At 62.9% G+C, this 20,419-nt stretch carries 26 protein-coding genes and 1 tRNA gene; 26 read left to right on the forward strand and 1 reads right to left on the reverse strand.

Annotated elements, in window-relative coordinates:
- Positions 1 to 54: 54 nt before the first annotated feature.
- The 17 genes from R4P65_RS09200 to R4P65_RS09280 all read left to right on the forward strand — a co-directional run bounded on the left by R4P65_RS09200 (position 55) and on the right by R4P65_RS09280 (position 10,522).
- On the forward strand, positions 55 to 828 hold the full coding sequence (locus tag R4P65_RS09200) for a hypothetical protein (protein WP_317826265.1): 774 nt from the start codon (positions 55 to 57) through the stop codon (positions 826 to 828).
- Positions 825 to 1,238, forward strand: a complete 414-nt coding sequence (locus R4P65_RS09205; protein WP_317826266.1) for a DUF6221 family protein — start codon at positions 825 to 827, stop codon at positions 1,236 to 1,238. Before R4P65_RS09200 ends, R4P65_RS09205 begins: the two co-directional genes overlap by 4 nt.
- A 349-nt stretch (positions 1,239 to 1,587) precedes the next feature.
- Positions 1,588 to 1,671 (forward strand) — tRNA-Ser (locus tag R4P65_RS09210).
- 97 nt (positions 1,672 to 1,768) lie between these two features.
- Positions 1,769 to 1,969 (forward strand): hypothetical protein, encoded by a 201-nt coding sequence (locus R4P65_RS09215; RefSeq protein WP_317826267.1) that lies wholly within the window; start codon positions 1,769 to 1,771, stop codon positions 1,967 to 1,969.
- A gap of 43 nt (positions 1,970 to 2,012) precedes the next feature.
- Complete coding sequence (locus tag R4P65_RS09220) at positions 2,013 to 2,234, forward strand: hypothetical protein (protein WP_317826268.1); 222 nt, start codon at positions 2,013 to 2,015, stop codon at positions 2,232 to 2,234.
- Positions 2,234 to 2,371 carry a hypothetical protein gene (locus tag R4P65_RS09225; protein ID WP_317826269.1) on the forward strand — a complete coding sequence of 46 codons (138 nt, stop codon included), beginning with the start codon at positions 2,234 to 2,236 and terminating at the stop codon, positions 2,369 to 2,371. The genes R4P65_RS09220 and R4P65_RS09225 overlap by 1 nt, the downstream gene beginning before the upstream one ends.
- Before the next feature lie 437 nt (positions 2,372 to 2,808).
- Entirely contained in the window at positions 2,809 to 3,204 is a 396-nt protein-coding gene (locus R4P65_RS09230; protein WP_317826270.1) for a hypothetical protein, read from the forward strand.
- On the forward strand, positions 3,155 to 4,708 hold the full coding sequence (locus R4P65_RS09235) for a hypothetical protein (RefSeq protein ID WP_317826271.1): 1,554 nt from the start codon (positions 3,155 to 3,157) through the stop codon (positions 4,706 to 4,708). Before R4P65_RS09230 ends, R4P65_RS09235 begins: the two co-directional genes overlap by 50 nt.
- Before the next feature lie 10 nt (positions 4,709 to 4,718).
- Positions 4,719 to 5,951 carry a phage portal protein gene (locus R4P65_RS09240; protein ID WP_317826272.1) on the forward strand — a complete coding sequence of 411 codons (1,233 nt, stop codon included), beginning with the start codon at positions 4,719 to 4,721 and terminating at the stop codon, positions 5,949 to 5,951.
- Complete coding sequence (locus R4P65_RS09245) at positions 5,948 to 6,736, forward strand: HK97 family phage prohead protease (protein ID WP_317557255.1); 789 nt, start codon at positions 5,948 to 5,950, stop codon at positions 6,734 to 6,736. Before R4P65_RS09240 ends, R4P65_RS09245 begins: the two co-directional genes overlap by 4 nt.
- Positions 6,733 to 7,995, forward strand: coding sequence for a phage major capsid protein (locus R4P65_RS09250; protein ID WP_317826273.1), 1,263 nt, complete (start codon positions 6,733 to 6,735; stop codon positions 7,993 to 7,995). Before R4P65_RS09245 ends, R4P65_RS09250 begins: the two co-directional genes overlap by 4 nt.
- Positions 7,996 to 8,005: 10 nt before the next feature.
- On the forward strand, positions 8,006 to 8,155 hold the full coding sequence (locus R4P65_RS09255; protein WP_317826274.1) for a hypothetical protein: 150 nt from the start codon (positions 8,006 to 8,008) through the stop codon (positions 8,153 to 8,155).
- Between the two features lies 1 nt (position 8,156).
- Positions 8,157 to 8,660, forward strand: coding sequence for a hypothetical protein (locus tag R4P65_RS09260; RefSeq protein WP_317826275.1), 504 nt, complete (start codon positions 8,157 to 8,159; stop codon positions 8,658 to 8,660).
- Positions 8,657 to 8,977 (forward strand): hypothetical protein, encoded by a 321-nt coding sequence (locus tag R4P65_RS09265; RefSeq protein WP_317826276.1) that lies wholly within the window; start codon positions 8,657 to 8,659, stop codon positions 8,975 to 8,977. The genes R4P65_RS09260 and R4P65_RS09265 overlap by 4 nt, the downstream gene beginning before the upstream one ends.
- A gap of 2 nt (positions 8,978 to 8,979) precedes the next feature.
- Complete coding sequence (locus R4P65_RS09270; protein WP_317826277.1) at positions 8,980 to 9,261, forward strand: hypothetical protein; 282 nt, start codon at positions 8,980 to 8,982, stop codon at positions 9,259 to 9,261.
- Positions 9,258 to 9,671: a hypothetical protein gene (locus R4P65_RS09275; protein ID WP_317826278.1), complete on the forward strand. Its 414-nt coding sequence runs from the start codon at positions 9,258 to 9,260 to the stop codon at positions 9,669 to 9,671. Before R4P65_RS09270 ends, R4P65_RS09275 begins: the two co-directional genes overlap by 4 nt.
- A 44-nt stretch (positions 9,672 to 9,715) precedes the next feature.
- Positions 9,716 to 10,522 (forward strand): hypothetical protein, encoded by an 807-nt coding sequence (locus R4P65_RS09280; RefSeq protein ID WP_317826279.1) that lies wholly within the window; start codon positions 9,716 to 9,718, stop codon positions 10,520 to 10,522.
- Here R4P65_RS09280 and R4P65_RS09285 read toward each other — a convergent pair.
- Entirely contained in the window at positions 10,503 to 10,742 is a 240-nt protein-coding gene (locus R4P65_RS09285; RefSeq protein WP_317826280.1) for a hypothetical protein, read from the reverse strand. The two genes, R4P65_RS09280 and R4P65_RS09285, sit on opposite strands and share 20 nt — an antisense overlap.
- An 8-nt stretch (positions 10,743 to 10,750) precedes the next feature.
- On the opposite strand from R4P65_RS09285, the gene R4P65_RS09290 reads away from it, so the two are divergent.
- Genes R4P65_RS09290 through R4P65_RS09330 form a run of 9 tightly spaced genes read left to right on the forward strand, consistent with a single transcriptional unit; the run spans position 10,751 to position 20,419 of the window.
- Positions 10,751 to 11,134 (forward strand): hypothetical protein, encoded by a 384-nt coding sequence (locus R4P65_RS09290; RefSeq protein ID WP_317826281.1) that lies wholly within the window; start codon positions 10,751 to 10,753, stop codon positions 11,132 to 11,134.
- A complete protein-coding gene (locus R4P65_RS09295; RefSeq protein WP_317826282.1) occupies positions 11,121 to 11,741 on the forward strand; it encodes a hypothetical protein in 621 nt (206 codons plus the stop codon). Before R4P65_RS09290 ends, R4P65_RS09295 begins: the two co-directional genes overlap by 14 nt.
- A gap of 20 nt (positions 11,742 to 11,761) precedes the next feature.
- A complete protein-coding gene (locus tag R4P65_RS09300) occupies positions 11,762 to 12,142 on the forward strand; it encodes a hypothetical protein (RefSeq protein WP_317826283.1) in 381 nt (126 codons plus the stop codon).
- A complete protein-coding gene (locus tag R4P65_RS09305) occupies positions 12,142 to 16,494 on the forward strand; it encodes a phage tail tape measure protein (protein WP_317826284.1) in 4,353 nt (1,450 codons plus the stop codon). The genes R4P65_RS09300 and R4P65_RS09305 overlap by 1 nt, the downstream gene beginning before the upstream one ends.
- Before the next feature lie 2 nt (positions 16,495 to 16,496).
- On the forward strand, positions 16,497 to 17,420 hold the full coding sequence (locus R4P65_RS09310; RefSeq protein WP_317826285.1) for a hypothetical protein: 924 nt from the start codon (positions 16,497 to 16,499) through the stop codon (positions 17,418 to 17,420).
- A complete protein-coding gene (locus tag R4P65_RS09315) occupies positions 17,417 to 19,105 on the forward strand; it encodes a hypothetical protein (RefSeq protein ID WP_317826286.1) in 1,689 nt (562 codons plus the stop codon). Before R4P65_RS09310 ends, R4P65_RS09315 begins: the two co-directional genes overlap by 4 nt.
- Positions 19,102 to 19,524, forward strand: coding sequence for a DUF2744 domain-containing protein (locus R4P65_RS09320; protein WP_317826287.1), 423 nt, complete (start codon positions 19,102 to 19,104; stop codon positions 19,522 to 19,524). The genes R4P65_RS09315 and R4P65_RS09320 overlap by 4 nt, the downstream gene beginning before the upstream one ends.
- On the forward strand, positions 19,521 to 20,294 hold the full coding sequence (locus R4P65_RS09325) for a peptidoglycan-binding protein (RefSeq protein WP_317826288.1): 774 nt from the start codon (positions 19,521 to 19,523) through the stop codon (positions 20,292 to 20,294). The genes R4P65_RS09320 and R4P65_RS09325 overlap by 4 nt, the downstream gene beginning before the upstream one ends.
- Positions 20,291 to 20,419: a hypothetical protein gene (locus R4P65_RS09330; RefSeq protein ID WP_317826289.1), complete on the forward strand. Its 129-nt coding sequence runs from the start codon at positions 20,291 to 20,293 to the stop codon at positions 20,417 to 20,419. The genes R4P65_RS09325 and R4P65_RS09330 overlap by 4 nt, the downstream gene beginning before the upstream one ends.

Genomic DNA, 20,419 nt, shown 5'->3' on the forward strand with positions numbered 1-20,419 from the left:
TGTGATATGTGGTAGAATCAGTCCAGAGTTGCGGACTGTTGGGAAGGTGTGACCATGAGCGTTGGGACGACCGAAGCGGATCACTTCTACCTACCGAGGGTCGATCAGAAAGCTCTACTGGATCTGCTGAAGAAAATCCCTTCACTCGCGGAGGACCTCGCAGTCACGACCTACCGACAGGATCGGATCGGCAAGGGCGGAATGAAAATCGCATCGGGCACCGATGAGCAGCCCTTGCCGTTCAACCTCGGCGCAAGCAACGCAGTCGACCTCCTGTTCAACGAGCTGGCAGGTTGGGCTCGCCACGTGTGCGATTCCCGCGGGATCTCGTACATGCCGACTGGGTTCACGCACGACTTCGACTTCGTCGGCCCGCTCCGGGAGAGCGAGAACCGACTCCCGTACGGCTATCAGGAATCGGTGCTCGGGTTGGCGCGGTGGCTGCGACGGAACATCATCTCGCTCGCGATGACCGAAGGCGCGGATACGGCGTACGTCGACATCAGCAAGGTGATGAATCGCTGCTGGGCGACTGTCGACATCCCGGCCGAAGATCCGGTACCTGTTCATGAGAAGGATGAAGTGCTCGAGCGCGTACGAGCCCGGATGCTGCACCGCGCCGGCATCGTCCAGGTCGCCGAACTGCTGGCGCGTCAGTATCCGGAGTATCGCGGGTTGACGGCCAATCGGGTTGACGCGCTTCGGAAAGGTGGGCATATCGTGGCCAAGTGGTGTGGAGTGCTGTCGAGAGCGGAAGTGTTCTTGATGGGTGAGGTGCTGGACAAGCACTTGGATGTGCCGGTTCGAGCTAGGAAGGTGGCGGCGTGACGATCGTCGAGTTTCTCGAGGCACGGTTGGATGAGGACGAGGAGGTCGCTCGGGATGCTGCGGGGTGGGACTCATCCGGCTCGGTACGCGACGAGGGTCTGTGGCGCCGCGATGGGGTCAATAGCGTGATTGACGGCGCGCGGCGGATGGTTGTGTACGGGGATGGCTCCGCGCCTGACGACTCGAGGGCTGAGCACATCGTTCGTCATGACCCTGCCCGCGTTCTGCGTGAGTTGGCAGCAAAGCGAGCAATCATTGCTGAGTACGTTAATGAGTGTTGGGTTCAGGATCAGGGACATCGCACCGCCTGGACCGAAGGCGGTCAGGCGGCACGAGAGACTGCCTTACGTCTTTTCGCGTCTACCTACTCGGATCATCCGGAATATCAGGCGGAGTGGGCGATCTCTTAGCCGCACCTCGCGTGTTACGCTAGGCGCGTTGGCGCGAGTAGTGGATGAAAGTCCGCCTCGCGCCTTTGTCGTCCAGGGGCGCGTCTGGATCTGTCGATGCACTAGCCGAAACATCACCGGTGGGTGCTCCAGGAATCAACGCCACAATCTTCCATCCAGGTTTAAGTCACCGCCCGGTCCTGACTCACACGCCGGGAGCACGGAATCCAAGCCCGCACCAAGACGGCCTCCCGCCGTAGTGCGCCGCTGCCTGGATGGACTCAACGTCCCCGCTGTCGTGGGGCACACGGTGATCCGGGTAGATCGGTAGCCGAACAACTGAATAGCCCCGGCCTGCAGGCGGGGCCCTGGAGAGTAAACCGCCAGTGGTGGCGGGACCGCTTCGAACGCGGCACGGGCCGAAAGGCCAGGGGTTCAACTCCTCTGCTCTCCGCTTGAGAAACAAGCACGACGATGGGAGTTCACGTGATCCTCGACCTGATCGAAGCAATCCGGATCATGTGGGCACTCATCGAACAGTGGGTGATCTGATGGAGTTCGCATACGAAGGTGACCTGCTCGCAGTCTTCGAAGGCGTTGCGCTCCCGCGCGTCATCCAAGAAGGCCTCGACTACATCAGTCCCTTCCTCGGCATACCGAACATTCAAGTGCAGGCCGACAAGATCCTCGACGACGCCTGGTGGTCGCGCCGAATGATGCAGCGAGAGCAGCGATGCCAAGCCTCGCACTGATCCGTTGGGTGATAGTCCGACTCATTCACATGTGGAGGTCATGATGCCCAACCCACTACTCATCGCACCCGACATGGCGACCATCGTTACGTACCAGATGGTGCACCCCGAGGCTCGGCGCTGGGCCTACATGACACCTCGATCAACCAAGGGCGCACGCGGCTACTCATGCTCTGAGGTGAAGATCCTCGGACCGGTCACGATCACCGAGGAGATGTTCGTTCACATCGAACTGTGCCTACTGCACCGGGCAGCGGGTACGTGATGCCCACCCTCTATGACCGCCTGTATGACTGCGAGGTTCTCATCGCACGAGCCGAGCGCATGAAGAACTGGGATGCAGTTGCTCGACTCACCGAGTATGCCGAGTCGCTCAGTGATCAGATCGACGCGAGAAGCTGATGGCTACGACCAAGTCGACCACAGCCAAGGGCCTGGGTTGGTCACATCAGAAGCAGCGAAAGCGGCTCCTCCGCAACCTCGTCGATGGAACCGAGTGCTACTGGTGCGGTAATCGACTGTTTCGGGAGCCCTTGAAGAACTGGGATGGACACCCGCTCGAAGCCGATCACTCGACCTCTAGATCGAATGGCGGCACTCAAGCGGACCGACTACTACACAAGCGGTGCAATGCCAGTCGTGGCGACGGAAGCCGGGATCACCTCCGCCCGGCCCTCAGATCGCAGCTCAGCCCCACGCTGACGACGCGTGAGTGGCTCTGACCCCGCAAGCCAGGGGGCCTCCAGATCGCTGGGAAGGCCCCCACCGCCTGACTCCCTTCGCTGGGCAGTCAGGCTTCTCTCCCCGAATCGCTGGGCTACACGCAAGGAGGCTCCACAGTGGGCGCTGACGAGCTGGCGGAGATCTTCGAGCCGATCGAGTTGGGCCAGGTAGGGCAGGCCTACTGGGACGAGATGACAGCCGAAGCTCGGACAGTAGCCGAGCTGTCGATGATCGCCGAGGGTGCACGCATCTCCGACCGACTTCGGATGCTAGACCGCGCTATCTCTGGCGACGACGACACCTGGGCGACGCTCGTCGCTGCTCGGGACAACGACGAGGAGTTGGTGATCCGGATCGACGGCGCATTGCAGGAGGCGCGACAGCAGGCGACGACCTTGCGTCAGATCAACGCGTTCTTCGTTCGGGCTGATGCGAAGCCGCAGGAGGGGGCGACGCTCGCTGATGAACTCGCCAAGGCCCGCGCTGCGCGGGAGGCAAACGCCACGGGTTGAGTCGATACCAGCATGGTCGACCACTGCCGGAGATGATGCGATCGACGTTGCCACTGTCGGCGGCCGCGATGTCTTCCCCTGGCAGCAGTACGTCGTTCGCAACGGCATGGCCAAGAGTGACCGGCTGACAATGTCCGGCGTCCGTCGCTGGGCCGCGTACGAAGTCGCTGTGCTGGTAGCACGCCAGAACGGGAAGAACGGTTGCATCGAGGTCGTCGAGCTCGGCTGGATGATCAACGAGCCGGGCGTCTCGATTCTGCATACGGCGCACAAGTTTTCGACGGCCATGGAGTCGATGGAGAAGCTGGAAACGCTGATCCGGTCACATCCGCTCATCGAGGCCGAGCTGCTCCCCGGCAAAAAGGGCGTAGTCCGCTCACACGGATTCGAGTCGATCAAGTTCAAGAACGGCTCGATCATCCGGTTCAAGACGCGTACGAACATGGGCGCTCGCGGATTCTCTGTGGATCGACTGATCTTCGACGAGGCAATGGACCTCTCGCCCGCCTCGATCAAGTCGCTGACCCCACTTCTGACAACCGCCGACAACCCGCAGATCTGGTATCTCGCGAGCGCAGCAGATGTGACCGACCAGGCGTACTGCCACAAGTGGGCGTCACTGCGTAAGCGCGCACTCAAGGGCGCCGATCCGGCGCTGTGCTGGATGGAGTGGTCCACGACGGAACCGCCCGAGTTGACGTCACATGAGGAACTGCTGGCGTGGTGCGAGGACCGTGAACGCTGGGAGGAGTCGAACCCCTCGCTCGGGTACCTGCTTGACGAGGAGTACATCGAGAACGAACTCGCAGGCATGGCCGATCAGCTCCCAGGTTTCCTCGTCGAGCGACTGTCCGTGGGCAACTGGCCCACCGATCTCGCGGCAACGCCCGAGTACGTCATCAAGCCTGACGATTGGTCTGCGCGCACGGATCCGAAACCAATCCTTCGCAACGACAGTGCGATCGGCATGGACGTCTCGCCCGATGGCCTCACGTGCACGATCGCTGCGGCAACCTTCCGCGATGACGGTGGCTCGCACCTAGAGCTGATCTACCACGGCAAGTCCGCCCGAGTCCGTCAAAAGGATGGCACTCTGCGCGGTCCGGTCGATATGGCAATCGCGATCTGGCTCAAGGAGAAGCCGCGCGCGGTCGTCATCGATCGTCAGTCCCCGGCGTTCGCGTTCGTGCCCGATCTGGAAGCGGCCGGCGTGAAGGTCATTGTCACCAACGCCTCGCAGATGGGTCAGGCGTGCAGCGCGATCGACAACGAGCTGCCGGACGGATTGATCTCGCACACCGGCGATCAACTCATGCTCGACGCACTCAAGTCCGCGTCGAAGCGGCCCATCGGTACCGGTGGCGCATGGGGATGGGACAGGCGCGGCGACTTCGTCATCACGCCGATGGTCGCCGTGACCCTCGCACGCTTCGGTCTCTGGGCCGAAGTGGAAGAACCACAACCAGATTCAACCTACGAAGAAACCGATTTCATCATGCTCTGAGGAGGCAACCATGGGCCTTGCCGCCTTCTTTGGGTTCGGAAGCAAGACACCGCCCGGCGTCACTGCTGGATCGGCACCGGACGTCACAGTCAACCTCTCGGGCATGCGCGGGCAGACCGTCGAGAAACTGTGGCGTGAACAACCGAACCTACGAACCGTCGTGGGATTCCTCGCTCGTAACGTCGCACAGCTCGGCCTCCACAGCTTCGAGCAGTCGGAGGACGGCAACCATGCGCGCGCGAGGGACGGGGCGCTCGTCGACCTGATCCGGGAACCCAACCCCGATCAGACGACATACGAGCTGGTCTACGACCTGATCGCGACTCTGGCGCTCTACGACATCGCATACTGGTTCGTCTCCGAGGACGCGAAGTCGCCGAGCGGCTGGATCATTCGACCGATCAGACCCTCGTGGATCACCGACGCCAAGACCGCCGGCGCATTCGGAATCGAGAGTTACGACGTCTCCCTGCCCGAGGTCACTGAGACTCTGACCATCCCGGCGGAGTACATGCTCGTCTTTCACGGCTGGTCGCCCGAGGACACACGTATTGGAAGCTCCCCGGTGTCGGCACTCAAAAGTGTTTTGAGTGAGCAGATCTCGGCACAGGAGTACCGGAAGCAGCGGTGGGACAAAGGCGCTCGCGTCGATTCGTACATCACCAGACCTAAAGATGCACCACAGTGGTCGCCGGAGGCGAAGGCGAAGTGGGCTGCACAGTACCGGGATTCATATTCCGGCAGCGGTGCAGGCGGAACCCCGTTCCTCGAAGACGGTATGGAGATCAAGAAGCTCGGCTTCTCGTCGAAGGAAGACGAGTATGTCGATTCGGCCAAACTCGCGCTGACCACCGTGGCGAGCGTGTACCACGTCAACCCGGTCATGGTCGGCATCCTCGACAACGCGAACTACAGCAACGTCAAAGAGTTCTCACGAATGCTGTACTCCGACACCCTCGGTCCGACGCTGCGCATGGTCCAGGACCGCATCAACACCTTCCTGGTACCGAGGGTCGACCCGGGGAAGCAGGTCGAATTCAACGTCAAGGAAAAGATGAAGGGCTCCTTCGAGGAAGAGGCGGCGTCGTTGCAGACCGCGACCGGCCGCCCGTGGATGACTGCTGACGAAGCGCGCGCAACGCAGAACATGCCGGCGCTCGGCGGTGACGCGGCAATGCTCGCATCGAACCTGAACCAGGCGCTCAGCGCACCACCCACTGACACCGAGGAGGTGCAGCCGTGAAGACCAAAGCTTGCTCAGTCCAGTTCAAGGCCGGTCCCGACGATGGGCTCGAGGAGGGTGAATTCATCGCCTACGCGAGCGTGTTCGGGAACAAGGACTCCTACGGTGACGTAGTCCAACCCGGTGCGTTCGCAAACACCCTGAAAGCGTGGGCCGAGAAGGCCATCCCGATCCCGCTGCTGTGGGGACACAACACCGCCGATCCCGATTTCAACATCGGTCAGATCGTCAAGGCGGAGGAGGATGCGAAGGGCCTGAAGGTTCACGCCCGGATCGACTTGGAGTCTCCGAAGTCGGCCCAGGTGTATCGACTCCTCAAGGCTGGGCGTGTATCTCAGATGTCGTTCGCGTTCGCCATCGTCGAAGGTGAGTTCATCGAACCCACTGGCGAGGGCAAGTCCTGGCGGGATGCCTACTACTCACTCAAGGAACTCGATCTCTTCGAGGTGTCCGTCGTGCCTATCGGCGCGAATCAAGAGACGGAGATCCTATCCGTCAAAGCTGCGGCCAGCTCGTTGCGCGCCAAGGCCGGACGCGTGCTCTCGTCCAAGAACGAGACCGCGATTCGGGACACGATCACGCAACTCGAAGTGGCCGCAGAATCTCTCAAAGCCGTTCTCCCCGTTGACGCGGAAGAGGAGACAGAAGACCAGGACCAGACCAGCGGTACGGAACCGTCCCCAGGGAAGTCTGCGCAGACTTCGCCCGGATCGACCACGCCTAGCCCGTCCGTCTCCCTGGCAGCACTCGAACTATCACTTCTCGCTCTGAAGGAGCACCCATGAATCTGAAGGAAAAGCGTGCTGCCGCTCTGGCGAACGCGAACGCAATCGTGGCCGGCGCGAAGGCTGCCGGTGTCGAGCTGACCGAAGAGCAGTCCGCTGCAGTGGCCACCCTGGTCGCCGAGGTCGAAACTCTCGACGCGAGTATCGCGAAGGCTTCCGAGGCCGCGGCGCTGCTCGGCAAGCTCGACGGACTCGCCGACGAGAGCGCCGACGCGACCGATGGCGAAGAGCCTGCCGGTGAAGCGCCGAAGGCCGGGCGTTCCTCGCGCAAGTCGGTCTCGCTCGGCGACCACTTCGTCAAGCATGCGGCAGACGCGATCAAGTCCCGCGGTGGCCGCTTCGCGATCCAGGCGCCCGAGTTCAAGGCGGCGACCGACTCTCACGTCCTGACCGGATGGTCGGCGGGAACGCCCTACCTGACCGACTTCGACCAGACGATCGTGCAGGGCTACCGCCCGCAGCTCGTCATCGCCGATCTGCTCGGCAAGGGCAAGATCTCCGGCAACTCGATCACCTACCTGGTGGAAGGTGCAGCCGAAGGTGACTTCGCCGGCGTCGCCGAAGGTGGCGCAAAGCCGCAGATGCACTTCGTCCTGCCCTCCTCGGTCACCGACGCTCTCAAGAAGATCGCCGGTTGGGTCAAGGTGTCCGACGAGCTGATCGAGGACGCACCGTTCATCAAGTCCGAGATCGACGGCCGCCTGCTGTACAAGCTCGGCGTCTTCGAGGAGCAGCAGCTCCTCAACGGCACCGGCACCGGACAGAACCAGCTGGGTCTGCTCAAGCGCTCGGGCATCCAGACCGAAACCTCGGCGAACATCGAGGACAACGCTGACTCGGTGTTCCGTGCACTGACCAAGATCTCCACCGGATCGGGTCTCGTCGCGGACGGCATCGTGATCAACCCGGCGGACTACCAGAACTTCCGGCTCTCCAAGGACGGCAACGGCCAGTACTTCGGCGGAGGTTACTTCGCCGGCCAATACGGCCAGGGCGGCATCATGGAGAACCCGCCGATCTGGGGACTGCGCACCGTGGTCACACCGGCGATCGCAGCCGGAACCGCTCTCGTCGGCGCATTCGGCACGGCGGCAACGCTGTACCGCAAGGGCGGCGTCAGCGTCGAAGCGGTCAACACGCACGCGGACGACTTCACCAACAACATGGTGACCATCCGCGCAGAAGAGCGCGTAGCTCTCGCCCTGCGTCAGCCGCTCGGCCTGGTCAAGCTCACCCTGTCCTCGACCCCCGCAGCGTAAGGGGACGGCAGTGCGTGAATACGAAATCGAAGTAGCCGGACTGCCGCACACCGTTCTGCTCACCGACGAGGACGCCAAGGCTCGCGGGCTGACCCCGATCACGAAGACGCGAGCAGTGATCAACAAGGCACGCACTCGGACTCGTAACAAGGGGGCATGAGATGCAGCCACTGATCGGGATCGAACAGTTCACCGCCCTGATGGCCGGGGACGACCTCGAGGAGTGGCGGCTCGGTGTCGCATCCGGCGCGGTGCGCTCGTATTGCGGCTGGCACGTCGCGCCCGTCGTCGACGAGAAGATCGTCCTCGACGGGCACGGCGGCAAAGTCCTGGATCTACCGACCCTGCGCCTAGTCTCGATCAACGAGGTCAAGGTGCAGGGAGCGGTGGTCCCGGACGTCGAGTGGTCAGCCGAAGGGATGCTGCGCGGGCAGTGGCCGGATCGGTGGCGGTCGATCGAGGTGGACATGCGTCACGGCTACGACACGCCCGCCGACCTGCTTGGCGTCGTCCTCGAAGCCGCGGCGAGGGCAGTCAATTCCGAACTCGGTGGCCACGCGGAAACGATCGGCCCGTTCAGCTTCTCCGCATCGGAAGGCTCAACGGCACTCTTCGATCACGAACTCCGAGTACTCGACCGCTACCGATTGCCGAGCCTGCCATGAGCGAAGCAGTGATCAGGGTCCGCAAGAACCCTGGAGGGCTCGACGAGAACGACGACCCGGTGACGTCGACGGTGTCCAAGTTTCCACTCAAGGCGAAGGCGGTCACTCCGGGCGCCACTGCGAAGAATGCTTCGCTGGTGCGCAACGGTGAAACCATCGAGCACACCGTCTATTTCATGCCCGCGCCGGATCTGACCAACGACGATCAGCTCATCGTTCGCGGACTGACGTACGACATTCGGATCCTCGACTGGCGTTCGGCATTCGGAACCGGACGTCGCGGACTGGAAGTTCTCGCCGTCACCGGAAGGGGCTGACCGTGGCAGGAAAGGGTGAGTTTCAACTCGACCACGAAGGCATCCGCGAAATCCTCAACAGCTCGGAAGTTCGAGCGATGGTTTCCGAGGTGACCGAGCAGATCGCAGGGAAGGCGCGAAGCCAGCTCGGCGACGACATCGAGGTCGGGGTCGAGATCTACCAGACCGACAGGCCGGTGGGTTCGGTGGCGATCAAGCATCCGGGCGGTGTCGGGATACAGCTCAAGCGCGGTGTCCTCACTCGCGCTGCTGGCATCGTCGGACTGGAGGTGAGTGGCAAGTGAAACCGGCACGCAAGGCAACCGACGCGGCGAAGCCGATCAAGGACTTCCTTAAATCGGTCCTCGCCGAACGTGATCCGGATGTCCGAGTCGCGCTGTCGCTCGATCCGGAATGGGTTCCCGAAGTCGACGGCGTCGCCACCGACCCGTTCATCGTTGTCCGTGACGACAGTGGGCCAATGGAGTGGCCGATCTTCACCGTGCCGCAGATCGGCGTCACCGTGTGGTCCAACGGGCGAACCCGCTCGAAGGAACTTGCAGCGCTCTGTCAGGGCCTGCTTCTCGCGCACCGGATTCCAGGCATTACCAACGTGATGGCTGGTTCGTCCATCCTCGACGACGTTGACGACGCCAACGGCGGACGCATCGCCGGATTCACCATCCGAGTGCGCATCCGCACCACAGCAATCTAACCGCCTCGCCCGAGGCCACCTGCCCTTGAAAGGGGTCATTTGCCATGTCCGTAATCAATCCCGACAACGCCTCCGTCTTCGACGAGGGCGAGATCTACGTCCTCGACCCGAACTACACCGGCACCCTCACCGATGCCGTCCCCGCACCCGGCCAGGCCCCCGGCGCGATGTGGCTCGACTTCGGCCTGCTCGGCACCGAAGGCGTCACCTACACCCCCGGCGTCGAGAAGACCTTCTACGACGCTTGGGGAAAGCCTCGCTTCAAGGGCAAGACCAGCAAGGGCACGCTCGAGCTGAGCTTCAACGCCCTCGAACGCAACGCGGTCAGCGCCGGTATCGCCTACGGCAAGGACGCCGGCTTCATCTCCGTACCCAAGGGCGTCTACCGGCATCTGCTGATCGTCACCCGCGAGGAAGACGTCGAAGAGGTCGAGTGGACCACTCGCCCCGCGCTGCTCACCACGGGTGCGTGGACGAAGTCCGAATCCGGTGTCCGCACCTTCCCGGTCACCGCAGACATCTTCGCCGACAGCGACAACCACCTGCTCGGCACGGCGAACGAGAACGCCGACGATCCGACCACCTGGACCGTCACCGTTCCGGCGGGCACCACGGCAGGCACCTTCCCGCTGCGCGTAGACAACCAGACCGTCGTGGGCATCGTCTTCAACGCGACGACTGCGGCCGTGAAGGCAGCGCTCGAAGCTCTCACCACGGTCGGTCCCGGCAACGCGACCGTCACCGGTTCGGCAGGCGGACCGTACACGGTCGTCCTCGCCAACGGCGGCACCCTCGCCGCGCCCGCTGCATCGCTCACCCCGGCAGGCGTCGTCACCGTCGTCTCCGCCTGAAACCCCGATCGCCCGCCGGTGTGCAGCCCGGCGGGCGATCGGCTCCAGCTTGCTGCACAACCACCACCACGACCAGGAGAACCACATGATTCACGTCGTCTACGTCGAACACGATTTCGCCACCCGCGCAGACATTTTCAACGGCACCAAATGGCATATCGACGACGATGGCCACCTTCACATCCTTGGCACTGAACCGGGGAATATCGCTACCTTTCATCGAGATTCATGGAAGCGGGTCCAGATCTCGCCAGCGGCTACCTCGACAGACCCGGTATCGCCAAAGCCATGATCACCCCGCCGAGACTGCGCACGCCGACCGACGTCGAGATCACCGCGGCCGCAATCGCACTCGACGTGATCAAACCGGGTGAGCGCCTCCGTCCACGCGATCGCGCCAAGGTCGCCAAGACCATTCAAATCGCCGAGCAGCTACCGGACGAAGACGACGAGGACGAACCCGCGCCGTCCGATCCCGTCGCGCTCATTGCGCAAACACACGCCGACCTGATCAAGGCCGGACTCACAGACCTCGCCGCCGACCGAATCACGGCGGCCCTCGCACCACAAATCTGGCGCGACAACCAAGGAGCTGCACATGCCCTCAGATGATGACTTTACCGACTACGAGAACACCGCGCCGGAAGCCGATGCGCTGACCGCAGACGAGGTGGCTCTACTCGCGAAGTTCCGCGCCGAGAAGCGCGACGAAAACTACACCCGCGTCGAAGAGGATTACCCCGACGTAGTCGCGCCCGCTGTCGAGGACCACGTACGAGCCACAGAGGACGACGAAGTGCGAGCCGCCGAGGAAGCCCGCCGGATCGCGCGAAAGAACCGAAAGGAGGGCAACCGCAAGCAGCGCCGCGCCGAAGCGAAATCTGCCGGCAAGATCCCCGCCAACGCACCCAAGCCGCAGGATCACCAGAAGGCGAACGCCGCCCGCAAGTCCGAGGCATCCGACTCGACGATCGTCCTCACCCTGTGGGGCGAAGAGATCCGCGTCAACCGGTCCGCACTCATCGACTCCTGGGACTGGCAGCTCGGCGCCATCGGCAAGAACCCACTGCACATGGTCAAGGGCCTGCTCGGTGACCAGAAGTTCTTCTGGTTCTGTGCTCGCTCGCAGGCTGAAGGCAAGGCGCCGATGGATGCGGCTGCCGAGATCATGACGATGTTCGCCGAGGAATCGGGCGTCGGGACCACGGGAAACTCCTAGGCCTCCTGGCCGTCCTGCAGTTGCGGGGCGACGACATCGAGGCCGACCTCAGAACCTTTTATCACGGGCTCGACTTGCGCGACCTGTGGCGGCCGGGCGGCGGGGACTCGCAGCTGACATTGCGTCTGCTGTGGGTCCTCATCCGTCGACTACCGCGCACCTCCGCGCTCGCGATCTCCGACAACGGCGGACACATGCCGTGGTCAATCGAAGACCACCTGCTCGCCGATCTGTGGGCGCTGCAAGCCAACCGTGGACGCAAGAAGGGCACGCCGTGGAAGGACTACCCGAACCGGCCGAAACCCGCTGCGAAACAAGCTGCGCAAATCGACGACGCCCGAATCAATCGCGCTGAGAAGCGATTCGCGGATCGCCGCCGAAGACTGGAAGAAGGTACCTGATGGCCAGATCTGTCGGCTGGGCAACACTGCAAATCCTGCCCACCATTCCCGGCATCGCTGGCGAGATCACCCGCCAGGTGTCGGGCCCGATCCGCCAGGCAGGTCAGGCGGCAGGTTCGAGTTTCGGCGATGCGATGGCCGAAGGCGTCAAGAAGTCCGAAGCCGCAGTCGTCTCTGCGACAACGAAGCTGTCCGCCGAGCGAGAGAAGGCCGCGGGGGCGGTCCGCAAAGTCGAGATCGCCGAACTCAAACTGCAAGAACTTCGCGACACCGGCAAGGCGAAGGCCTCGCAGATCAAGACCGCCGAGGACAACATCGAGAAGGCTCGGTCGGCCAGTAACAAGGCCGCCGGATCTGCCGAAGCTGCCGAAGCGCAACTGACACAGGCGCGTAAGCGCGCGGCCGATGCGGCCGAAGCAGCGGCGAACGCCAGCGACGATCTCGCTGACTCCAACGACGATGTCGCAGGTTCCGCTGAGCGGGCAGGCGGCGGACTCAAGGGCATGTTCTCCGGACTCGACTCCGGCACCAAGAAGCTCGCCGGCCTCGCCGCCGGTGCTGCCGGTGTCGGCGGCGCGATGGAACTCATGGGTAAATCCATGGAACAGGGCAAGGTCGGCTCCAAGCTCGCCGCATCGTTCGGTGAGAGCGCCGAGGAAGCCAAGCAGTACGGCAAGGTCGCAGGTGACCTCTACGCCACCGGTGTCGGCGACTCGATGGACACCATCCGAGAAGCGGTCTCCGCTGTCGGTGGCTCGTTCGGGTCACTTGACACAATGGGTGGCGCACGTCTCGAACAGTTGACCACCAAGGCTGCAGGTTTCGCGGAGATCTTCGATCAGGACGTGTCAGGATCGGTGCAGGCCGCGAGCCAGCTCATGCAGAACGGACTCGCGGGCAGCGCCGACGAAGCGTTCGACATGCTCACCCGAGGCATGCAAGAGGTCTCGGTCGGCATGCGGGACGAGTTGCCCGAAATCCTCAACGAGTACGGCACCAATTTCCGCGCCCTCGGCTTCGATGGCAAGGACGCGTTCAACCTGCTGATCTCGGCATCGCAGGGCGGCGCAATTGCGCTCGACAAGACCGGTGACGCCCTCAAGGAATTCACCATCCTCGGGTCGGACATGAGCAAGTCCTCGCAGGAGACGTACGAGGCTATCGGCCTCAATGCGCAGGAGATGTCTGACAAGGTCGCCCAGGGCGGCGCGGGTGCACAGGAAGCGTTGCAGGCAACTGCTGCAGGACTGCTGGAGATTACAAATCCGAGCGAGCGGGCAAGCGCCGCTATCGCGCTCTTCGGCGCACCGCTCGAAGACCTGTCGGTCGATCAGATTCCCGGTTTCCTCGCCGGGCTCGCTGGTGCAGATGACGTCATGGGCGACTTCACCGGCTCGCTCGACGGTTCGATCGACGTCCTCAACGACAACGCCGGGTCCGCATTCGAGACCTTCAAGCGTGGGCTCGAGCAGAACGTCACGAGCATGCTCGGCGACAACGTGATCCCGCTTCTGGGGAACTTCACCGGCGCGCTCGAGGAGAACGAAGGTTCCGCTCTCGCTGCCGTTGCGGGCATGACTGGCATGGGTGGTGCGATCGCCGGTTTCGAGACCGCGCAAGGCGCATTCGATTCTGTCAAAGAGGGCGCTATCGGCCTCAAGGACGGTTTCGTTTCGGCGAAGGACACCGCGGTCGGTATGGCTGACAGCGTCAAGAAGGGTGTCACTGCGGTCAAGGACTTCGACGTCGCGTCGAAACTCTCGTCCGCGACCACGAAGATCTGGTCCGGAATTCAGTTGGCGTTCAACGTCATCATGTCTGCGAACCCACTGATGCTGATCGTGATCGGTATCGGGCTTCTCGTCGCAGCCGTCGTCCTGATTGCCACGAAAACAACGTGGTTCCAAACGATCTGGGATGCAGTGTGGGGTGGGATCACCGCCACCTGGGATTGGGTGTGGGGCAAGCTGCAGGAAGGGTGGGAACTCCTCAAGCAGGCGTTCGGCTCGATCGGCGACAAAGTCACCCAGGTCAAGGACTGGATCGTCGGCAAGTGGAACGAGCTGGTCGACTTCGTGACCGGCATTCCCGGCCGTATCGCAGCGATCGCTTCGGGGATGTGGACGTCTGTCACGGATGCCGCCGGCGGCGCGAAGGACTGGGTGGTCGGCAAGTTTGACGAGCTGGTTGGGTTCGTGAGCGGATTGCCTGGCCGAATCGCGTCCTCTGTAAGCGGGATGTGGGACGGACTGAAGGACGCCTTCCGTGGAGCAATCAACTGGATCATTCAAAAGTGGAACAATTTCTCCCTCGGCGTCAAGATGCCATCTTGGTTGGGCGGCAAGGAAGTCCGAATCGACACACCGGACATTCCGCTGCTCGCATCGGGTGGCATTGCGGGTCGTCGGAAGGATGGCACGCTCTGGGGTCCGGGCACACCGACATCCGACTCGATCCTCGGCGTCGACAAATGGGGTATGCCCACGGCTCTCGTCTCGACGAGGGAGGGCGTAGTCAATGCGGACGCCATGGACAATGGTGGATCCGAACTCGTCGGCGCGCTCAATGCCGGATGGACACCGACGGCGACCGAGTTGCACACGATGTTCCCGGATCTGCCGAAGTATGCGGGCGGCGGTGCTGTATCCGGTCCAGGTATCGGCGATCGAGACAAGCCGAAATCGAAGTCGAATTTCTACAACAATGCCTACCCTCACACGCCGCCAGCGACGCCGACACCGGTCGACACGACAGGAAATCCGGGTCGCGTCTATGGGCCACCGAGCGGCGTAGAGGCGGCGCCGACGAACTACGCGGCGCCGTCCGTATCCAGCACGCCGGCAGCACCGGCAGCGTCGGCAGCACCGACCGCTCCAACAGCTACAGGGGCAACTTCAGGTAGCGGCAGCGTAGGTGAGCCGTACGGCCTCGCGACTGGATCGAGCATCAGCTACGGGTCGGCTGGATTCCCCGAGTGGGTGACCAGCCTGGCGTCGACAAACGGATTGCAGGCGAGTACATATCCCGGACATCAGGAAGGCGATCGAGGAGAGGCGGGGTACGCCCCCAATCCTGAGCATCTCAACCGTGGAATTGACTGGTCTGGGCCGGTCGCTGCGATGCAGACATATGCCGAGTGGCTGCTGTCTATCGCGCCGAAGTCTCAAGGGCTCGAGCAAATCATCTGGCAGAACCCGAACACCGGCCAGAAGATCGGTTGGGCCGGCCGAAGTCCGGATGCGAGCGGGAGCTACTTCGCCGCGGACTATTCCGGACATCAGGATCATGTGCACACGCGGACATCGGCCTCCATTGGCGATGCCGCACCTGAACCGGAGGCTGTCCCGACAAGCCCTGAGACGTCAGCTCCGTCGACGTCAGGTGTCGCGGGGACGACGTCAACCACAACCGAGACGACCAGCGCGCCTGAAGCGCAGAAGGTGTTCTCGGCGCGTGATCGGATCAAGACGATGTTCACGGATGTCGCCGGGATCTGGGCGGACTCTGCGATCGAGATCGCGGGCGTAGGCGAATGGCTCGACCTCGCCGACCGGTACACGATCACTGACAGCGCAAAGTCCTCTTCGACGTCGACAACGGAAACGATGTCGAAGAAGGAGGCGGACGAAGCGATCACTGCGGGCACCGTGCCGCCCGTCGACACGGTTCAGCGCACCGGTCACGATCTGTACGCGTACGAGATTGCTCGCGCCGCCAAGGAAATGGGACTCGGCGAGCATGCCGCCGCGATCGGTGAAGCGACCGCCCTCGTGGAGGTCGGCGACCCGCTCAAGATGTTCGCCAATTCGGGACTTGCTGCATCACTGAACCTCCCGCACGACGCTGTCGGCTCCAACGGCAGCTCGACGGGGCTGTTTCAGCAGCAAGACTTCCCCGAGTGGGGCACGCTCGAACAACGGATGAATCCGTTCGAGAGCGCGAAGATGTTCTACGAGAAGTTCCCGCTCGGCTGGGAACTGATGGATCCAGGCGCGGTCGCACAGTCCGTGCAGCGTAGCGCATTCCCCGCCAAGTACGGCCAGGCAATGGGCCGCGCCCGCGAGTTGGTCGAAGGCACATCGCTTTTCGACACCGGCGGCGTCTGGGAACCGGGAACCCTCGGGTTCAACGGACTCAACGACCCGGAATTCGTTCTCAAGGACGCCCACTGGAAGGTCGCCGAGGCGAACATCGACAAGGTCGACGAGCTGGTTTCTGCCGGTGCAGGAGTCGGCAGCGGGCCGCGGGTGCAGATCACCAACAACAACAACCAAGTGATCGCTGACCAGGCGTCCTGGCAGCGCGACCAGGCGAGCCGTCAGCGGACCGCCATCATGCGATTCGGAGGCTGACTGTGCTCGACATTGCCATCATCGGCGCGAACGGCCACCGACTCGACGTCAGTGGCCGTAACGCCGGCAAGCAGGGCGTGATGATCAAAGCTGGTCAACTCCAGGGGATCCTCAACCCGCCGATCAGTAGTGAGTGGACGCGGGCGGCGAGAGAGCGCGGCGGTCGGTTCAAGTCCCGCACCTACCCGTGGCGCGATATCACCATGGGCCTTCATCTCTTCGGAGATGAAGGCCCCATGGATATCGAGCAGCTCGACGGCCTGCTGGATCAGATGATCACCGACGCTCCGGACGAGTGGGACGAGGACGAGCAGCTCGCCCGGATCGTCGTGAAGTCCAAGCGCGACATCCGGCGACTGTTCATCCAGCGCTACGACACCACTGACCTGGATCCGGAATTCGATCCGACGCTCGAAGATGAGCAGTACCTGAATCCGATCTACAAAGTGCGCTCTGCTCAACCGTTCTGGGAGGGCCGCAAGGCTGTCACGCATTTCGAGGCGACCACAACGTCGGCGTCCGGTTTCATCGCGGTGTCGAATCCGACGCCCATCACGATGATTCAGACGTGGGTGCTGACTCGGGCGCAGTGGAACATTCCTGACTTTTCCTGGAAGGGCAAGAAGGGGAAGCGCGTTCCGGGTGGCAAGTACGCGAATCGGATTGTGCCGTTGCTGCCGATCGATTCCGTTCATGCCGGCGCCCGGATCAACTACGACCCGATGCGTCTGATGCTCGAATCCTGGTCGGGAACGAACCTTCTCGGCGAGAACGGCGGCCGGGAGTTCTTCATGCACAAGGTCCCGCCCTTCACCCCGCGCACTCTGCTTCCGATCAGCTACACGGGCGCACCTGCCGGTGGCGCTCGGGCGGAGCTGCATCAACCGCGGCTGTGGCCGAAACCGTTCGGGGGTGAATTGCTGTGACTGCAGTCGACTTCGATCTGACCCTGGCGGAGCAGTGCGCCGCGATCATGCTGGAAACCGATCGCGTTCATCGCGAGCTCGAGATGATGCGGCGCACTCCGGCGCTGGTTCGCCTGTGGACGGGCGACAACTGCGATCTGGTCCACGTCATCGAGTGCGAAGACGAGGCCGAATGGGAAGACATCGAGCTCGACGCCGGTGTCGGAACACTGAAACTCGACTTCTCGATGCCACAGGCGCAGTGGCTCAACGACATGTACGGCCGGGTGGAGCGCGGCGAGAAGATCAACGTCATCGTCTCGGTCGACTACATGGGCACCCGCTGGTCCGGGCTGATGAAAAGGGTCGGAGTCGCGACCGACGAACTCGGATACTCGCAACTGACGGCGACGTTCCTGTCGGATTTTCAGCAGCTCAAGACGAAACTGTTGTGGTCCACACCGGTTATGCCGGCGGCATTTCAGCCGATCAAGGTGTTCGGACTCGCCGGGCCGATTCCGTGGGTGGTCCTCGGGGCGCTGCACATCAACCTGTGCCGCGAGAACAACCCGATCCTCACCTTCCCGGATGATCCACTCAAGCCATCGTCCTGGTGGGAAGGCTTCGACATGTCCACCTGGACAGTCGTCGTCAAGCCCGGCAGCTTCATGGACTGGCTCGCGACTGGTGCGCCGTGGGGCAAACTCACCTCGCGCTTCAAATACTGGCACGAAGCGGCGACCGCAATGCTCGCTGACGGCGAGATGTCGCTGCAGTGGCGGCGTTGGTTCACCGGCGACCCGTTGCCGTGGCCGAACGCGAAGGTCCGTCACGGCGCGCTCGTGGTGTGGGTCGAGGACAAGTCCGGAATTTTCGCCGGTACCGCGAACGGCGGCACATGGTTCGACGGACTCACGCGCACTCTTCGCTCGTACACCGACGACTTCGTCGAGAACATCGATCAGGCGACGACCGGCATGCCGACAGTCGGCGACTACCGAATCCCCGGTAAGCGCCTGACCGATCCCCGCGTGCCGTACGTGTACTACCCGCCGGACAGTCCAGGAATCCTGCGCTCGAACTTCGACCAGCAGCTACCCGGCCCGATACAACTCGTCACCGGTGGCCACTCGATGCCCGGTGTGAACGAGACCATGGGCGCGCTCATCCAGGGAATGTTCGATGTCGTCGGAAATCTGCTGCAGTTCGGGAGCATCGGCGGATCTGTCGACCGAATCCTTGCCCCGTTCTACGAAGACACGGTGCTCGCCTGGATTGCGGTCAAAATGCTGCGCCGCGCCCAAACCTCGGGTGACTTCCGCGAATTCGAGTACTTCATCGCCTCGGGCGGCAAGGCATACACCCTCGACTCGCTCGCGGTCCTTCGACAGGGCGCGTTCGAGACTCGGGCGATCTTCTCCGGGGCGCTGGAAATCATTAATGCCGCACCGTATGTCATCGGAGCGCCCGGTATCGGGCACTTCGGGCGCGGCGATCGGGTAGCGACCCGCATTCCCGGCGACCTCACCCAGCGCATGCACGTCGAAAGAGTGTCGAAAACGGTTCTGTCCTGGGGAGTGGACCGATCGCCGGACATCGCCATCACGCTCGGCGGCGAAAAGCTGCAACAAGATCCGATCCTGCGCCTGATGGCCGAGATCGCGAACAGCAAATCCGAACTCAAGGAAATGGGGGTCATGGGATGAAGAAGGACGAGATACCTCTACGTGAGAGTTGCGACCTCGACGACCCGGAAGAGATGTTCTGGTGGATGTTCGTCTCGATGCCTGGCCTCAAAGGCGCGCTGGCGATGGTCCCGCTCGAGTACTACCGGCTGATGTCGAAACGACTGCACGACCTGGGAGCACGCCTCAAGTGCGATGCCTGCGGGCACATGGCCGATCCGACGCTGAAGTTGCGACTACCGCAAACCGAGGAGCACTGGATGACGGGCCTCGGCAAGTGGGTGTCGGTCGACGAACCCGACCCACCCCGGACCGACGCGAAAGACCTTGTGCGCCAGATGCCGAAAGAACTGCGCGACGAACTCACGAACGCTCTCGAAGCCGTTGAAGCCGAGGGCTCCGTGAACCCGCACCCACCAACACTCCAGGAGGAGACATGACCTTCCGAACCGCTTACGGCAACACCCGTTCCGAGAACGGGTGGCGCATGTGCAACCGCGACGCCTGTGAACGGATCCTGATTCCTGGCGCCGACAATCAGTTCCTCGCCGCACTGATTGTCCGATCCGGGCCATCCGAGGTCGTCCTACGCGCATGGGCGATCTGGTACCACCGAAACGTCGAACGCCTCGACCTGTACAAGGCTGGGGTCGGTGACGACTGGGGCTGGTCCCTCGTCAACGATGTCGGCGACTCGAACCACCTCTCGGGCACCGGCTACGACTTCAACGCCGTGCAGTACCCGTGGAAGTTGCGGACCATGCCCGCTGGCCGCAAGCAGAAGGTCCGCGAGGGCCTGCGCTTGTTCGAGGACAATATCTTCTGGGGTGCCGACTGGGCTCGCGCCGACGAGATGCACTACCAGCTCAACAAGGGCACCGCCTCGGGTGATGGTGCATCCGCGAAGCTCATCGAGTTCGCACGACGTCTCGAAGCTGGGTACCTCGGACTACTGGCAGGTACAACGGTCCCACCCGTGCTCCCGAAGCCTGTCGCACGCCCGACGCTGCGCCGCGGCGACAGTGGAGGTGAAGTGACCTACCTCCAGGGTCTGCTCAATCGGATGTTCGCGAGTTACTCCAAGCTCGCCGTGGACGGCGACTTCGGTCCCGCAACCGAATCGGTAGTGCGAGAAGTGCAACGCCGCTCCAACCTCGCCGTCGACGGAGTTGTCGGTCCCGATACCTGGCGAGCGGCAGGGCAACGATGACCGTCCTCGCAGTCGCTGTCGTCGTCCTCGGCGCCACCTGCCTACTCGCCTGGGCCGGGTGGCGCTGGGCCACCGGCCACGCACTCATCATCCACCGCGATCAACTCGAACGAAGGAACTACTGA

It is taken from the genome of Rhodococcus sp. IEGM 1318, assembly GCF_033142465.1.
GTDB lineage: Bacteria > Actinomycetota > Actinomycetes > Mycobacteriales > Mycobacteriaceae > Rhodococcus_F > Rhodococcus_F qingshengii_B.

Bases quoted from the DNA above. Each gene is read 5' to 3' on its own strand.
- R4P65_RS09200 (WP_317826265.1), top strand. From the start codon at position 55: ATGAGCGTTGGGACGACCGAAGCGGATCACTTCTACCTACCGAGGGTC.
- R4P65_RS09215 (WP_317826267.1), top strand. From the start codon at position 1,769: ATGGAGTTCGCATACGAAGGTGACCTGCTCGCAGTCTTCGAAGGCGTT.
- R4P65_RS09220 (WP_317826268.1), top strand. From the start codon at position 2,013: ATGCCCAACCCACTACTCATCGCACCCGACATGGCGACCATCGTTACG.
- R4P65_RS09225 (WP_317826269.1), top strand. From the start codon at position 2,234: ATGCCCACCCTCTATGACCGCCTGTATGACTGCGAGGTTCTCATCGCA.
- R4P65_RS09235 (WP_317826271.1), top strand. From the start codon at position 3,155: ATGAACTCGCCAAGGCCCGCGCTGCGCGGGAGGCAAACGCCACGGGTT.
- R4P65_RS09240 (WP_317826272.1), top strand. From the start codon at position 4,719: ATGGGCCTTGCCGCCTTCTTTGGGTTCGGAAGCAAGACACCGCCCGGC.
- R4P65_RS09250 (WP_317826273.1), top strand. From the start codon at position 6,733: ATGAATCTGAAGGAAAAGCGTGCTGCCGCTCTGGCGAACGCGAACGCA.
- R4P65_RS09260 (WP_317826275.1), top strand. From the start codon at position 8,157: ATGCAGCCACTGATCGGGATCGAACAGTTCACCGCCCTGATGGCCGGG.
- R4P65_RS09265 (WP_317826276.1), top strand. From the start codon at position 8,657: ATGAGCGAAGCAGTGATCAGGGTCCGCAAGAACCCTGGAGGGCTCGAC.
- R4P65_RS09280 (WP_317826279.1), top strand. From the start codon at position 9,716: ATGTCCGTAATCAATCCCGACAACGCCTCCGTCTTCGACGAGGGCGAG.
- R4P65_RS09285 (WP_317826280.1), bottom strand. From the start codon at position 10,742: ATGAAAGGTAGCGATATTCCCCGGTTCAGTGCCAAGGATGTGAAGGTG.
- R4P65_RS09290 (WP_317826281.1), top strand. From the start codon at position 10,751: ATGGAAGCGGGTCCAGATCTCGCCAGCGGCTACCTCGACAGACCCGGT.
- R4P65_RS09295 (WP_317826282.1), top strand. From the start codon at position 11,121: ATGCCCTCAGATGATGACTTTACCGACTACGAGAACACCGCGCCGGAA.
- R4P65_RS09305 (WP_317826284.1), top strand. From the start codon at position 12,142: ATGGCCAGATCTGTCGGCTGGGCAACACTGCAAATCCTGCCCACCATT.
- R4P65_RS09320 (WP_317826287.1), top strand. From the start codon at position 19,102: ATGAAGAAGGACGAGATACCTCTACGTGAGAGTTGCGACCTCGACGAC.
- R4P65_RS09325 (WP_317826288.1), top strand. From the start codon at position 19,521: ATGACCTTCCGAACCGCTTACGGCAACACCCGTTCCGAGAACGGGTGG.
- R4P65_RS09330 (WP_317826289.1), top strand. From the start codon at position 20,291: ATGACCGTCCTCGCAGTCGCTGTCGTCGTCCTCGGCGCCACCTGCCTA.